This is a genomic window from Leptolyngbya sp. FACHB-321 (genome assembly GCF_014695975.1).
In the GTDB taxonomy this organism is placed as follows: Bacteria; Cyanobacteriota; Cyanobacteriia; order Leptolyngbyales; family Leptolyngbyaceae; genus Stenomitos.
In genome coordinates this window covers 110755-124873 of sequence record NZ_JACJPI010000065.1, presented here as the reverse complement: position 1 = coordinate 124873, position 14119 = coordinate 110755, and the positions used below count along the sequence as shown (strand labels likewise).

The following is a 14119-nucleotide window of genomic DNA, read 5'->3' as shown; positions in this document are numbered from 1 at the left end:
CTGATGCTCTGTCTGCGGTGGATGTAATGACGATCGCGGTCTCGCTACATTGCAGGCAGCATTATGAGGTTTTTATGACATACACCACGTCTAACACTGCCAGCGCACAATTAAACGCCTTTCAAAGCTTGGATGTTGATCAGCAACTTGCGCTGTTTTGGTTTATTTACACCGAGATGGGCAAATCCATCACACCGGCTGCACCAGGAGCCAGCACCGTTTCTCCAACCATTGCCGAAGGGCTGTTTAATCAGGTTAAAGACCTGCCGCATGACGAGCAGTTACAGCTACAGCGCGATTTGATTACTCACAAAAATACGCTGATTTCACGCGAATATGGCGCGATCGGCGACACTACAAAACTATTGTTCTGGTACCTGCTGGCTCAGGGTATGGAAAATGGCACTGTAAGCCCTATGCCAGAAGACTACAAGCTTTCGCAAGAAGCAGATGCTCTGTTTACGCAGATTAAAGGGCTAGAGTTCAACGAACAAATTACGCTGTTCCGTAACATCGTTGCGCCAATGGGTGTAGACCCCAACAACGTAGAACACGATAGCGAAACGGGCCTGTAAGCGAGAGGGCCATCGCTCTTTCTACTTTTCGCTGAAGCACTGTCTCGATAAGCTTTAGCTAGAGTACGACAGGCTTCTTGCAAAAGGCTTTTTCAAAACTTACTTTTGGTAGGGGTATAGCGTTGCTGTGCCCCTGCTTTGCGTAATTAGTTGTGTTGTAATACCAAATCCCAACATAGGTGCCACAGATCAAGCAACCAAGCCCCTCTCACCCTCAAGCCCTCGCCCTTAGGAAAGGAAAGTTGCCTTTTGCTCCCCTCTTCTTTAGGAGAAGGGTCGGGGATGAAGGTAACAGATCTGTAGCCTTTGCAAGTTGATTTGGTGTAAGAGGGGCGATCGTCCCCTCAAGGCTCTACTCGAATCTTTTCAACTCAAATCTTTTTCAACTAAGATCTAAGACTGACCCTTCAACCTACCTTTCATGACTGCTGTCTCTCGCCGCTACCATATCACCACCTTCGGCTGCCAAATGAATAAAGCCGATTCTGAGCGTATGGCAGGCATCTTAGAAACAATGGGCTTTGAGTGGGCAGAGCAGCCTGACAATGCCGACCTCATTCTCTATAACACCTGTACGATTCGTGATAATGCCGAACAAAAGGTGTATTCCTATCTGGGCAAGCAAGCAGCACGGAAGCAAACGCAGCCGGACTTAACTTTAATTGTGGCTGGTTGTGTAGCACAGCAAGAAGGCGAACAACTGCTACGCCGCGTGCCGGAATTGGATCTAGTCATGGGTCCACAACACGCCAACCGCCTGCAAGATCTGCTGGAGGATGTGTTTAGCGGCAATCAGGTTGTGGCGACCGAACCGCTTCACATTATGGAAGATATTACCAAGCCCCGACGCGATAGCACCGTCACTGCTTGGGTGAATGTTATCTATGGCTGCAACGAACGTTGTACCTACTGTGTAGTGCCAAACGTACGTGGCGTAGAACAATCTCGCACACCCGAAGCCATTCGTGCCGAGATCGAGGTGCTGGCACAGCAGGGCTTTAAGGAAATTACACTGCTGGGGCAAAATATTGATGCCTATGGGCGTGATCTCCCTGGCTCAACGCCGGAAGGCCGTCATCAGCACACTCTGACCGATTTGCTTTACTACATCCATGATGTACCGGGCATTGAGCGCATTCGGTTTGCGACCAGTCATCCCCGTTATTTCACCGATCGCCTGATTCGTGCCTGCGCGGAGTTGCCTAAGGTCTGCGAACACTTCCACATTCCCTTTCAATCGGGCAGTAACGAAATTCTCAAAGCAATGGCGCGGGGCTATACCCAGGAGAAATATCGCCGCATTATTGACACCATTCGCCAAGTGATGCCCGATGCCTCGATTAGCGCCGATGCGATCGTGGGTTTTCCAGGTGAAACAGAAGAGCAGTTTGAGCAAACGCTGCAACTCATTGACGACCTTAGCTTTGATCTGGTGAACACGGCAGCATATTCACCCCGTCCCAACACACCTGCTGCCCTATGGCAAAATCAGCTAAGTGAAGCAGTGAAGAGCGATCGCCTCCAGCGGATCAATCGGCTTGGCTCGACTAAAGCAATGGAACGATCGGAACGGTATCGTGATCGCACCGAAGAAATTCTTGTCGAAGCACAAAATACTAAAGACCCTACTCAAGTGATGGGGCGCACCCGCAGCAACCGTCTCACGTTCTTTGCTGGCGATATTGCCACCACTAAAGGCAAACTAATCGATGTGAAAATTACCGATGTACGGGCGTTTAGCCTCACTGGAGAAGTGCCAGCTTCCGTGACGTTGGCTTAAATCGACTAATTAGCTTGGCTTGAATCGACTAGTTAGCAGAGTTGCTTTGCGGTTTATGCTAAGTCGATTGTGTGTCGAGCGTACGCTTTTCTCGTTTGAGCTTTTCTTCCATGTCCTGGATTTGCTCTTTGCGTGCTTCTAGCTCCAGCGCACGGCGATCGAGTTCCTGACTTTGCAACGTGAGCGACTGCCGCCATTGCTCGGCTCGCTCCGTTTCTTGTTGCAAAAACGCTGGCGTAATGCCACTTACCAAAAACTTCTGCATAATATCCAGCAACCAGTCTTTGGCATCTTGAGCAGTCAACACTTGCCGGGTAGAGGTCAACTCCACCAAAACTAGCATTCCTTCGCTGAGGCTATTTGCTTCGGCTGTAAGGATCGTTTCTTCTTCAGGCAAAAGCGTCCACGCATTTTCAGACCGCTGACGTGCGAGTAACTGTAGCCCCGTCTTGCCCAAAAGCCCTTTTTTTTGTACCTGTGCCAGATACAGCATTCCCTATCTCTGCCTTCGTTGGGTTAAAACAACCGTCTCTTGTCTCGTCTCGACCTTCAAGTGTGGGGCAAACAGCTTGATTATAAGTTCCCACTGCTGCCAGCAGTCTCATAGGCTGTCAGTAGTGATCGCTTGAAATGAGTATAACCTGTCTCATTCTCAACGGATGCACTGACTTCGTTGAGTAACGTGGCGAGCACTATCGCACTGCCTTAAGTAGATGCTCGTTAGCGCACGTTGACAAAGCGTTCCTGCGCGATCGCTCTCATTTTCTGTAAATCTTCACGACGAGAGACAGATAAAGGAATAGTCGCTTTGATCGTTTCGAGCAGCATGGCAGTGTCCAGTGGTTTTTGCAGGTAGAGCGCGCGGTAGAGAGCGGCAATCACGGCTTGCTCTATCTCGGCACCACTAAAGCCATCGATCGCTGCCACCAATGCCGCCAGATCAAACTGCTGGGGCGCGTGCTTATGGCGCGTCAGATGGATTTGCAAAATCGTAGTGCGTTCGGCTTCGTTGGGTAGATCGACAAAGAACAATTCGTCAAACCGTCCTTTTCGTAAGAGTTCGGGCGGCAGTTGGGAGAGGTCGTTCGCAGTCGCCACCACAAAGATTTCCTGAGATTTTTCCTGCATCCAGGTGAGGAAGGAGCCAAAAAGACGACGACTCAGCCCGCCATCCGCGTCGCTGCTGGTACTGCCGCCGAGGGTCTTCTCAATTTCATCAATCCACAAAATAGTAGGAGCCATCGACTCTGCCAGGGCAATCGCTTGCCGAAAGTTCTTTTCCGATTCGCCTACATACTTGTCATACAGACGGCTGGTGTCGAGCTTCAGCAAGGGCATCTTCCAGGCACGAGCGATCGCTTTAGCTGCCAATGACTTGCCGCAGCCTTGAATGCCCACAATCAAAATGCCTTTGGGTGGTTTCAGGTTGAGCGCTTTTGCCTGAGCGCTGAAGCCAACTCGCGCTTGAGACAGCCATTGCTTAAGTCCGTGGAAGCCACCCAAGTCTATGGCCACATCGCTGGTCGGGAAATATTCCAGCACGCCTCCCTCGCGGATGATCTGAGCTTTGCGCTTCAGTATCCGTCCTACATCTTGCAGCGTTAGTTTGCCATCTTCTAGCGCCGCATAAGCAATGATCTGCCGCGCTTGCTTTAAGGTCATGCCCGTTAATGCTTGCACCAGCGCAGGCACATCAGCATCCTGAAGTTCAATTTGGACGCGGTTTCGCACTCGCAGCGATCGAATCGCATCCATCACCACTTGCTGCAACTCATCCCGTCCCGGCAGCTTCAGGTCAAAGTAAACGACATCATGAGCGATCTCAGGCGGCAATTTGATGGGGTCACCTGTGAGGACGATCGCCGATCGGTTCTGAGCAAAAAGCTGAATGACCTCGCGAAACTGACGGGCAACGGCAGCATCTTCCAAATGTCTGGCAAAGTCCTTGAGCAAGAAAACTGCCTTACAGCCAAGTTCTTGCATCTGTTGCAGTGCTTTGAGCGGATCAGTGGTGTCTTCAAAGGCAGCAGGCTTCTGCCTTCCAGAAGGGGCACACTCATCCATCCAGCGATTGTCGGGCGCACTGAAAAAATCTTTGCTGGCGACACTGTGCGATCGCGCTAAACCCTGCGTGATGCTCCACTCCAGCAACTGCACTTGCATCTCTTGCGTCGCCTCTTGCAACAACGTCTGCACCCGCTCTTCCTCAACCGTTTCAATCACGATCACTGGATGGAAGGACATAACCAGGGTCTGTAGCTCGTGGATGCTAGCAGCAAGAGAGAGTTGAGACTGTAGCATGGCGTTTACTTTTAGAGCAAAGAGGTTATGAGAAGAGTAATCAAGGAGATAACGTCGTACCCACAGTTAACTACGCTAGAGTGCCCGGTTATTTCTCAAACGCACTACCGCCCAAGGTTGGGTGCAATGAGCGATCGTCATCAAGCCCCGCATGGCAGCGTTCTCGGTTTGCGCTCATGCCTAAATGCACTTACAAATACTGCCGCAGCATCTTCTCCAACTGCTGTACCGTCGCCCGCGGAGATGGACGGGGCAAAGGGATAAAGGATGAAGGATGAAGTGTTGAACTTTGAATTGCTTCCCCTGCTCCCGCTTCCTCCTCTGCTTTCCCTCTCCCTTCACTCCCCACCAGCACCAACACGGGAATCTCATACTGGTACGCCTGAAACCAATCGTCGCGAGTGGTAATATCGCGCACGTCTAACGCAAGGTCAAGGCTCTGGATCTGTACTAGCTTTTCTTGCAGCCCTTCGCACAGATGGCAACCCGGTTTGCTGTAAAGGATGAGATGAAGGCTCAAGTCTTGTTCCTGCTGCTTTAAATGGCTGTATGCGTGCTGCTCTAGCAAGTCGTGCTGCTAAAGCGCGATCGACTTCGTTGCGATCGTGCTTCCACAACGTTACCCTAGTTCGCTATCGTAGAGAATGCAGAAGACTTAAGGTAACTCGTCGCGATGACCCAATCTACGCAACCGCTGATTCAACCGACCCAGCTTGATCTAAAGAAACTTAACCAGCGTTTTGAGAACGCCCACCCTAAAGATATCCTTGCCTGGAGTGTCGAGAGCATTCCAACAGGGTTGGTGCAAACCAGCGCGTTTAACGTCGATGACATCCTGATTACTGATCTGTTTTATCGCGAGCTGAAACCCGCTCAACCCGTACCTGTGCTGTTTTTAGATACGCTTTACCACTTTCCCCAAACGCTTGAACTGGTTGCTAAAGCGAAAGCGCTCTACAACCTCAATTTGCAAATTTACAAAATGCCGGAGATTGACTCCCGTGAGGCGTTTGCTGCTAAGTACGGTGAAGCATTGTGGGATACGGACATTGCTAAGTTTCACCAGATCACCAAAATCGAGCCGCTACAGCGTGGCTTGGCAGAGCTAGGCGCGATCGCCTGGATCACTGGACGACGACGCGATCAGGCAAACACTCGTGCCGATATGCCGATCTTTGAACTTGATACGCAAGAGCGCCTCAAAATTAACCCGATCGCTAACTGGACGCGCAAAGAAACCTGGGCATACGTGTTTGAACACGATGTTATCTACAACCCCCTGCATGACCAGGGCTATCCCAGCATTGGCGACGAACCCATTACAACCCCCATTGCTGAAGGTGAAGATGAGCGCGCCGGACGCTGGCGGGGTATGGGCAAGACGGAGTGTGGGATTCATATCTAGATGGAGTAGGGAGTAGGGTAGAAAGGCTAAAGGCTAAAGGCTAAGGGCTAAAGAAATGCAACCGTTTCAGTACGGCGCTTGTCTTTCAACTTAAAACTAAGAACTTAAAACTCTCCCCTCTCCCCTCTCCCTCTATGGCTAAAACAATTCTCATTACGGGTGCTTCGACGGGCATTGGCTATGCAACTGCGCTCCTGTTTCAGCAGCAGGGTTGGAATGTGGTGGCAACGATGCGTTCGCCTGAGAAGGCTGTCTCGTTGTCGGCACTCGATCGCGTTTGCTGCGTGCGTTTGGATGTCACCGAACCAGAATCGATTCAGCAGGCGATCGAGCAGGCGTTGGAGCGCTTTCAGTCGATCGATGTGCTGGTAAATAATGCAGGCTATGGCTTAATCGGACCGTTTGAAGCGTGCAGTCTGGAGCAGATTGAGCGTCAGTTTGCAACGAATGTGTTTGGCTTAATGGCAGTGACGCGATCGCTCTTGCCACACTTTCGCGCACAGCGATCGGGCATCATTATGAACGTGTCTTCCATTGGTGGACATATGGGGTTCCCGCTCTACAGCCTTTATCACTCCACAAAATGGGCAGTGGAAGGGTTTTCAGAATCGCTGCAATATGAACTGGAACCATTCAATATCCGCGTCAAACTCATTGAACCGGGTCCGATTAAGACTGATTTTTATGAGCGATCGGCAGACCTTGCCAGTAAACCGGGGCTGACTGCGTATGATGCGTTTGTTGCAAAGGTCACGGCAGCGATGAAAAATGCGGATAAGACCGGGTCACCTCCAGAAACAACCGCACAGGTAATTTATCAGGCGGCAACAGATAACTCTCGACGGCTACGCTATCCTGCGGGTGGCAATGCGGGAACGGTGATTTTCTTACGCAACCTGCTGCCCGATTCCTGGTTTAGTGCCATCATTCGGGGTGCAATGGTGCGCTAGAAACTGGGCGTAATTATTGCTGCATTTTGGCTTCGCTCAATGCTCTCAGTCCTATTTGTCGGCAGGTTAAGCGCAGTCGAAACCCGGTCTCTCAGTCGTGCTTGATTTAGCCCTTCTACCTAGAAGGTGCTTAAAGCAGTCGGAGTTCTGTGTCAGGCGCTCAGTCTGACTCATATAGCAGTTGAAGAGAGCGTTAGGACAGACATAAACCTTGAAACTTCCTTTGAGCAAGGGCTTCGATTCATCCTTTTGCTATAGTCACGTTTTGAACCTCGACTTCTGCATAGACCGTGCTACCTGAGAGAATGGGATCTACACTGGACAAGGGCTGTCAGTATCAGGTAACAGCGTGATCAAAATTCTGCATTTGTCAGATATTCACATGGGCAGCGGGTTTGTCCACGGACGGGTCAACCCTGAAACTGGCTTGAACTCACGGCTGGAAGATTTTGTTGCCACCCTGGGACGCTGCATCGATCGCGCCCTTGCAGAACCTGTTGATTTGGTCCTGTTTGGCGGCGATGCGTTTCCTGATGCTACACCCCCGCCGATCGTGCAAGAAGCGTTTGCGAAACAGTTTCAGCGTTTGGTTGCCGCGCAAATTCCTGCTGTGCTGCTGGTAGGCAACCATGACCAACACGCGCAAGGGCAAGGCGGAGCAAGTTTGTCGATTTACCGCACACTGGCAGTGCCCGGTTTTGTTGTAGGCGATCGCCTGGAAACTCATTGCATTGAAACCCGCAACGGTCTGGTGCAGGTGATCACCTTACCCTGGTTGACGCGATCGACCTTGCTGACCCGACCCGATGCTGAAGGGCTGTCGTTGGGTGAAGTTAGTTTGTTGTTGATCGATCGCCTCCGTGTGGCTCTAGAGGGTGAAATCCGTCGCCTTGACCCAGACATTCCCACCGTTTTGTTGGCTCACTTGATGGCAGACAATGCCCGCTTTGGAGCCGAGCGCTTTTTGGCTGTGGGCAAAGGCTTTACTGTGCCGTTAGGGTTGCTAGCGCGGGACTGCTTTGACTATGTAGCGCTGGGGCACGTTCATCGCCATCAGGTGCTATGCGAACAGCCACCAATTGTTTATCCCGGTAGCATTGAGCGCGTCGATTTCAGCGAAGAGAAGGAAGACAAAGGCTTTGTGCTGGTCGCGCTGGAAAAAGGACAGACGACCTTTGAGTTTTGCCCTGTATCGGTTCGCGCCTTTCGCACGATCGAGGTGAACCTCTCCGCTTCTGACACCCCTCAAGCAGATCTACTGCAAGCGCTTAAGCCAGAGGTGCTTCAGGATGCCGTGGTGCGATTGGTGTATCATCTGCGATCGGAGCAGCTTGACTACATTGACACTGTAGCGATCCATCAGGCACTTAGCCCTGCCCATAGCTACACCATTCACCCCGAATTAGTCAGTCAGTTTTCTCGCGCTCGGTTGCCTGAACTCGGTGTAGGTAGCAATATCGACCCACTAGATGCGCTCAAAGCCTACCTAGTGAACCGAGAAGACCTGCAAGAAATTTCTGTCGAGATGCTGGATGTTGCCCAGAGTTTGCTGGCAGAAGAAGAACACGCATGGCTCAGTCAAGCCGAGTTAGTCTTTGAACTGGACGCGATCGTCCCTTTCAAGCAAGAGGCTGAGCAACCGCAAGAAACCCAGTTACGCCTACTGTGAGTCTGACGCACCAGCTCTCATCAAAAGAAGCCAACACGGAAGAGGATGTAGAGACCCCAGGCAGCGGCGATCGTACCCAAAATAGTAGACCAAATGGGATGTCCGCTCCGGCTGACGCGACCACCTGCTGTCCGAATCGTTTCCACATCAATCCAAGGCGTTGCGCCACGCCGAAACCAGCCTGTAACGACAACATCTTGATTTAGCAACGCTGTTGGACGGACGGCTTGAGTCAGCAGATTGCCGATCGGTCCCCACGTTGACAACCAGTGAAGCCGCACGATTCCCGTTGTGGTTTGCAGCAGTAGATCCTGGCTCAAAAGGTTACTAAGACTACGACGACCCAGCAGTTTGCCCTCTAACTGTACCGAGCGACCATCGACTGGCACCTGATCAGCAGGCATTAACAAGGGGACTAAAGAGGTGGCAGCACGATCGGTTTTAGCATTGGAGAACGGCACATCCGGAAAGAGCGGGTTAATGCGAATAAAGGTGCCAATGCTAAACCCAATCAGCGGTAAGCCATGTAGCAAAGCGCGATCGCCATACATCCATGACAGTTGGCTCAGGTTTGATCGCATCCCGTACCAGCCTAATGTCTCCAACAGATAGGCAAACACAAAACTGAAGACCAATCCAAAAAAGGGTGCGCCTTGCAGCAACAGCGTGCGCCATTGACGGGCAGTCAGCGTTATCTTCTTGCTGGTTGGCTGTGACCACTCCAGTTCAGTCTCTAGTTGCCAATGACGCGCATAGACCGTGAGCAAGTGCAGTCGATCGCCTGTTGGTGGATGAGAGTTGTTAATCGCTAACCAGTGGCGGTAGGGGTTTGTTCGCTCCCATGCCAGCACAGACTCAATGGGCGCGTAGGGGTAAACACTGCCGATCGTGGTTGCCATCCGCTGACCCAACGGCAGCAGTAGATCAAAACCTTCTAGTAAGTAGCTCGTTTGTTTCTGGGTTTGGGCTTCTTTTGCTGTGCCGATCGCAAGCTTCAGTAGGGCACGAGTGAAGCCATTAGGATTGCCCGTTAGCTCTGCCGCCACGCGATCGCTATAGTAGACTCGCTGGCGCGCTAGCCAGAGACCAGTCCATCGTATTAAGGCATAAACCCCATAGCTAACTGCTGCGATGAGACTGGCTGAGAAGCGTGAAATGGCTGCTTGTTTGCGATCGCCCCAGACACTAACCTGCCAGTAGATGGTGTAAGGAATTTGCATCAGCACCATCACGAGCGACAGCAGCGGCACGTTAAAGCGGGAGATATGCCCTACCTCGCTAGCGTAGATCGTCGCAATTTCATCGTCTGCCAGTTGTTCTAGGAGCCCCTGACTGACCACAGTACGTGTCACACGAGGCAAGCAGCCATAGCTGAACGCGAGTGGTGCAGCCGTTGGCAACAGCCCCAGTGTTGGTATGGGGATACCCTGTTGACGGCAAAAACGCTGTAGTGACTGGGCAGTTTCGGGGCTGTAGGTTGCCAGCTTACTTAACGTCAGTGGTTGCAACCCATAGCCAGTAGTCAGCAGCCCATCGAGCAGCCAGCGAGACGCGATGAAGAGAACCACCAAGAGTACCAAAACAGGTACAACGGGTGGACCGAAAATTTGATGCGGTATGTTGAGAAAGGGAATTGCAGTGAGCGCAATGCGGTAGTAAAACGCAGCGTAGTAAGCGATCGTCTGCACCATCCAGAACAACGCGATCGCCGTACCTGCCTGTAACAGCAGCAAGTGCAGCAGCTTAACTTTACCCAGCGATTTGCCTTGTTTAAGCCGCCCTGCCTGCCGCCAAACTGCTTGATAGAGAGACTGTGGCTCCTCTAACGCGGTCGGTTGCGACGGATTACTAGCGATCGCTGCTGCCGTTCCCTGTGGTCGCTTTTTGCCCGAAGAAACCGCAGGAGATCTTACCTTGCTTATGTTTTGCCCTTCTAAACGAACTGCCGTCTCTTCAGCGTTAGCAGTCGATCGATTGACCTTTGGCAACACTACGTCTGGTTGCTCAGAGCCACCGTCAACAGCTTGCGGCTCAGAACTTTGCGGGTGCAGCGCGGCAGGATCAAACGGCGTAAAGCCACTGCGATCATCTGTAAACGTCGGCGGAGCAGTAGGGTCAAAGGGTGTAAAGCCAGTCAGGTCAGCGTTATCTGAGGCAAGGCTGGATGATGACGGTGTTGCAGCCAGATCCGGGCCTGTTTCAAGCTGAGCGTCTCTAAGCCGATCGTCTTGAAGCTGATCGACCTGCGGGTAGCGTTCGGCTAGGCTTGCCAGCGTTTTACTTGCCCACTCGCTAACCTCAGGCGTTTCGCTTTGCTGGAGCGTTTGGCAAAGTGCAGCGGCTCGCAACGGTTCACCTGTACGGGCATAGGCAACTACTAGCCCCATCTGCGCTTTTGCAGTTAGAGGATGCTGGGGGAGCAGTGGTGCCGCTTCTAATTTGGCGATCGCGGTTTTATAATCACCCTGCTTTAGTGCTGACAGTCCGGCTTCCAGGTCGGAGTCATGGGCGATCGGTGACGGATCAGGAACCGGAGGCATAGCGCTTCTCCTACTCAAAAAGGGATAGTAGACTGCTGGGCATTCTACAACCTTTTTAGAATAGCTTTATGAAGCCGCTGGTTCGGTCCCAGAAACTACGGGGGCGATCGAGTTTAGTTGTAACTCCGGATGGTCTGCCTGTACTTGGCTCACGTTCCATTCGTTGCGGAATAGTAAAACGGGACGGTTCCAGCTATCTTTGACCGCAACCGTGTTGAAGAGACGACCGACCTTTGTGAGAGCCTCCCAACCGCCATCAACCCAACGCGCGACGCTGTAGGGCAACAGTTCAAGCTGCGTTTCGACTCCATACTCGTTTTGCATCCGAAATTGCACCACTTCAAACTGGAGTTGCCCCACGGCAGCCAGGATGGGATCGCGCTTTGCTTCATCAGCAGAATACATAATCTGTACTGCGCCTTCTTCCTGCAGCTCCGAAACGCCCTTGCGAAACTGCTTGAACTTAGACGGATTGGGATTTTTTAGGTAAGCAAAGAGTTCAGGTGAAAAGCAAGGAATGCCTTCATACTCTAGCTTCGAGCCAACATAGATGGTGTCGCCGATCGCAAATACACCCGGATTATTCAACCCAATGACATCACCGGGATAGGCTTCTTCAATCACCTCTCGGTCTTGAGCAAACAGTTTTTGCGGACGCGACAGACGCACTGTTTTGCCCGATCGGGCATGACTCACGGTCATATCTTTCTCAAACCTGCCAGAACAAACACGGACGAAAGCGATGCGATCGCGGTGTTTTGGGTCCATGTTGGCTTGCAGTTTAAACACAAAGCCCGAAAACTCAGGATAGGTTGGCGGAATGTCACCCTTATTGCTGGCGTGCGATCCAGGCTTGAGCGCATAGTCCAAAAAGGCGTTTAAGAACAGCTCGACCCCAAAGTTGGTCATGGCACTACCAAAAAAGACAGGCGTCATTTTGCCATGATGAATGCGCTCTAGGTCTAGCTCCGGACCCAAGCCTTCTAGCAGTTCTAAATCGTCTTTGAACTGATGGTAAAGCGACTGTTCTAGAAGCCCTTCAATACGGGGATCACCCAGATCAATCGCCGTATCAACTGCCTCTCGCTGACCGTGGGCACTCCGCTCAAACAGATGAATCTGAGCACTGCGACGATCGTACACACCCTTAAAGCGATCGCCCATGCCGATCGGCCAGTTCACCGCATAGGTCTGTAAGCCTAATTCCTGCTCAATCTCGTCCAGCAGATCCAGTGGTTCGCGTCCGGGGCGATCGAGCTTGTTAATGAAGGTGAAAATGGGCAAACCTCGCATCCGGCAAACCTCAAACAGCTTGCGGGTCTGTGGTTCCAGACCTTTTGCCGCATCAATCAGCATCACCGCATTATCAGCCGCCGCAAGCGTGCGGTACGTATCTTCACTGAAGTCCTGGTGTCCGGGGGTGTCCAGCAAATTGATCTGGCAGTTTTGGTAGGCGAACTGTAGCACTGTAGACGTGATCGAAATCCCCCGCTGTTGCTCCATTTCCATCCAGTCAGAGGTGGCGTGTCGCTGTGCCCGTCGTGCTTTGACGCTTCCTGCCTGGTGAATTGCACCTCCGTACAGCAACAGCTTTTCAGTTAGCGTCGTTTTGCCCGCATCGGGGTGAGAAATAATGGCGAAGTTGCGCCGCCGCTCGACTGCTGTTTGCAGTTCAGCCTGAAGTTCTGTAGACATACGTTTAACAAGTGGAGAGCCAATGGCTGGTGGAATTTAATTGGTGGCTGTGGTGGTGGAAGGAGCGATCGCGGTTTTCAGAAGCTGCTTAACCACCTGCTCTGCTGTCCAACCACTTCAAGGCATTGATGTCGATCGGGAGTTTGAGTTTAGCAATACCTTAACGATAGCGGCAATCGCCAGAGTGCAGAGAGTAAAATGAGGCAAACGATATTTGATAGCTCTAAGTCTGGAAACGTGATATCACTCACTGTTTCTTATGAGAGGGCAGTCTGCTCCCTTAACGAGCCTTTATCTGTCTACCACTGGTTTACAAAGGAGGGATATGGACGACTTTAGTCAACGTAAGCTCTTATCCGCCGCGTGTCACGGTGCCATTTTCTTCAGCTCTACCATTGTTTCAATCGGTATTCCGATCGCTATCCTCGTAGTTTCCGACGATCCAGTGGTTAAGGAAAACGCTAAAGAATCCATTAACTTTCATATCAACTTATACATCTACGGCATTATTTTTGCCTTGCTAATTCTCGTGGCGATTGGTATTCCGCTACTTATTCTGTTAGCGATCGCTAGTTTTCTCTTGCCCATTATTGCGATCGTCCGCGTTGCCACCGACCCACAAAAACCCTACCGCTATCCCTTTATCTTGCGATTGTTGTGAACACTAGGACTAATCATCTTTGGGATGGGTAAGTGATAACGTAACCGATGCAAGCGTTAGGTTAACTCAGAAAACCCAGCCTGCGATTACCTTTAGTCTCACTACACTCACATAAATAGCGAGAAACGATATGGATGACGTTCGTCAGCGCAAGCTCTTATCTGCTGCGTGTCACGGTGCCATTTTCTTCAGTTCCTCCATTGTTTCAATCGGTATTCCGATCGCCATTCTTTTGGCTTCCGACGACGCAGTGGTCAAGGCAAATGCTAAAGAAGCAATTAACTTTTATATCAACTTATACATTTTTTACGCAATCATTTTTGTCTTGCTAGTTTTCGGTTCGCTCAACAATCCAGGACCTATCCTGCCAGCGTTCCTTTTGCTAGCGATCGCTAGTTTTTCCCTGCCCATTATTGCGATCGTCCGCATTGCGAAAGACCCGCAAAAAGCTTACCGCTATCCCTTCATCTTGCGGCTGTTGTAACCCTTCAAACACTTCCACAGTTGACGCTTTTTTCGTGGCGGTCAGTAGCTTCATGTCAG

13 protein-coding genes are annotated in these 14119 nt (G+C 51.4%); 8 read left to right on the top strand and 5 right to left on the bottom strand.

Annotation, left to right across the window (positions count from 1 at the left end):
* Positions 1 to 74: 74 nt before the first annotated feature.
* Positions 75 to 575 carry an orange carotenoid protein N-terminal domain-containing protein gene (locus H6F76_RS17530; protein ID WP_190510225.1) on the top strand — a complete coding sequence of 167 codons (501 nt, stop codon included), beginning with the start codon at positions 75 to 77 and terminating at the stop codon, positions 573 to 575.
* 421 nt (positions 576 to 996) lie between these two features.
* Positions 997 to 2355 carry a tRNA (N6-isopentenyl adenosine(37)-C2)-methylthiotransferase MiaB gene (miaB, locus tag H6F76_RS17525; RefSeq protein ID WP_190510223.1) on the top strand — a complete coding sequence of 453 codons (1359 nt, stop codon included), beginning with the start codon at positions 997 to 999 and terminating at the stop codon, positions 2353 to 2355.
* A 58-nt stretch (positions 2356 to 2413) separates the two neighbouring features.
* Here miaB and H6F76_RS17520 read toward each other — a convergent pair whose 3' ends face one another.
* The 3 genes from H6F76_RS17520 to H6F76_RS17510 all read right to left on the bottom strand — a co-directional run bounded on the left by H6F76_RS17520 (position 2414) and on the right by H6F76_RS17510 (position 5224).
* Positions 2414 to 2848 (bottom strand): hypothetical protein, encoded by a 435-nt coding sequence (locus H6F76_RS17520; RefSeq protein WP_190447408.1) that lies wholly within the window; start codon positions 2846 to 2848, stop codon positions 2414 to 2416.
* Positions 2849 to 3075: 227 nt separating this feature from the next.
* Positions 3076 to 4656, bottom strand: coding sequence for an AAA family ATPase (locus tag H6F76_RS17515; protein WP_190510221.1), 1581 nt, complete (start codon positions 4654 to 4656; stop codon positions 3076 to 3078).
* A 190-nt stretch (positions 4657 to 4846) separates the two neighbouring features.
* Positions 4847 to 5224, bottom strand: coding sequence for a glutaredoxin family protein (locus H6F76_RS17510; protein ID WP_242036717.1), 378 nt, complete (start codon positions 5222 to 5224; stop codon positions 4847 to 4849).
* A 105-nt stretch (positions 5225 to 5329) separates the two neighbouring features.
* Here H6F76_RS17510 and cysH point away from each other — a divergent pair, with 105 nt between their 5' ends.
* The 3 genes from cysH to sbcD all read left to right on the top strand — a co-directional run bounded on the left by cysH (position 5330) and on the right by sbcD (position 8680).
* A complete protein-coding gene (cysH, locus tag H6F76_RS17505) occupies positions 5330 to 6061 on the top strand; it encodes a phosphoadenosine phosphosulfate reductase (RefSeq protein WP_190510219.1) in 732 nt (243 codons plus the stop codon).
* 134 nt (positions 6062 to 6195) lie between these two features.
* A complete protein-coding gene (locus tag H6F76_RS17500) occupies positions 6196 to 7011 on the top strand; it encodes an SDR family oxidoreductase (protein ID WP_190510217.1) in 816 nt (271 codons plus the stop codon).
* Between the two features lie 349 nt (positions 7012 to 7360).
* Positions 7361 to 8680, top strand: coding sequence for an exonuclease subunit SbcD (sbcD, locus tag H6F76_RS17495; RefSeq protein ID WP_190510215.1), 1320 nt, complete (start codon positions 7361 to 7363; stop codon positions 8678 to 8680).
* A 20-nt stretch (positions 8681 to 8700) separates the two neighbouring features.
* Here the strand turns inward: sbcD and H6F76_RS17490 are convergent, their stop codons facing one another.
* Both H6F76_RS17490 and prfC read right to left on the bottom strand, forming a co-directional pair.
* Positions 8701 to 11220 (bottom strand): M48 family metalloprotease, encoded by a 2520-nt coding sequence (locus H6F76_RS17490; RefSeq protein WP_190510213.1) that lies wholly within the window; start codon positions 11218 to 11220, stop codon positions 8701 to 8703.
* Between the two features lie 66 nt (positions 11221 to 11286).
* Positions 11287 to 12915 (bottom strand): peptide chain release factor 3, encoded by a 1629-nt coding sequence (prfC, locus tag H6F76_RS17485; protein ID WP_190510211.1) that lies wholly within the window; start codon positions 12913 to 12915, stop codon positions 11287 to 11289.
* Positions 12916 to 12958: 43 nt separating this feature from the next.
* Between prfC and H6F76_RS17480 the strand changes: the two genes are divergently transcribed.
* The 3 genes from H6F76_RS17480 to H6F76_RS17470 all read left to right on the top strand — a co-directional run bounded on the left by H6F76_RS17480 (position 12959) and on the right by H6F76_RS17470 (position 14060).
* Positions 12959 to 13117, top strand: coding sequence for a hypothetical protein (locus H6F76_RS17480; RefSeq protein WP_190510209.1), 159 nt, complete (start codon positions 12959 to 12961; stop codon positions 13115 to 13117).
* Between the two features lie 123 nt (positions 13118 to 13240).
* Positions 13241 to 13576, top strand: coding sequence for a DUF4870 domain-containing protein (locus H6F76_RS17475; RefSeq protein ID WP_190510207.1), 336 nt, complete (start codon positions 13241 to 13243; stop codon positions 13574 to 13576).
* 130 nt (positions 13577 to 13706) lie between these two features.
* A complete protein-coding gene (locus tag H6F76_RS17470) occupies positions 13707 to 14060 on the top strand; it encodes a DUF4870 domain-containing protein (protein WP_190510206.1) in 354 nt (117 codons plus the stop codon).
* Positions 14061 to 14119: the final 59 nt, after the last annotated feature.

Excerpts from the sequence above, each read along its gene's own strand:
- H6F76_RS17530 (WP_190510225.1), top strand. The coding sequence starts at position 75 with ATGACATACACCACGTCTAACACTGCCAGCGCACAATTAAACGCCTTT.
- miaB (WP_190510223.1), top strand. The coding sequence starts at position 997 with ATGACTGCTGTCTCTCGCCGCTACCATATCACCACCTTCGGCTGCCAA.
- H6F76_RS17520 (WP_190447408.1), bottom strand. The coding sequence starts at position 2,848 with ATGCTGTATCTGGCACAGGTACAAAAAAAAGGGCTTTTGGGCAAGACG.
- H6F76_RS17515 (WP_190510221.1), bottom strand. The coding sequence starts at position 4,656 with ATGCTACAGTCTCAACTCTCTCTTGCTGCTAGCATCCACGAGCTACAG.
- cysH (WP_190510219.1), top strand. The coding sequence starts at position 5,330 with ATGACCCAATCTACGCAACCGCTGATTCAACCGACCCAGCTTGATCTA.
- H6F76_RS17500 (WP_190510217.1), top strand. The coding sequence starts at position 6,196 with ATGGCTAAAACAATTCTCATTACGGGTGCTTCGACGGGCATTGGCTAT.
- H6F76_RS17490 (WP_190510213.1), bottom strand. The coding sequence starts at position 11,220 with ATGCCTCCGGTTCCTGATCCGTCACCGATCGCCCATGACTCCGACCTG.
- prfC (WP_190510211.1), bottom strand. The coding sequence starts at position 12,915 with ATGTCTACAGAACTTCAGGCTGAACTGCAAACAGCAGTCGAGCGGCGG.
- H6F76_RS17475 (WP_190510207.1), top strand. The coding sequence starts at position 13,241 with ATGGACGACTTTAGTCAACGTAAGCTCTTATCCGCCGCGTGTCACGGT.
- H6F76_RS17470 (WP_190510206.1), top strand. The coding sequence starts at position 13,707 with ATGGATGACGTTCGTCAGCGCAAGCTCTTATCTGCTGCGTGTCACGGT.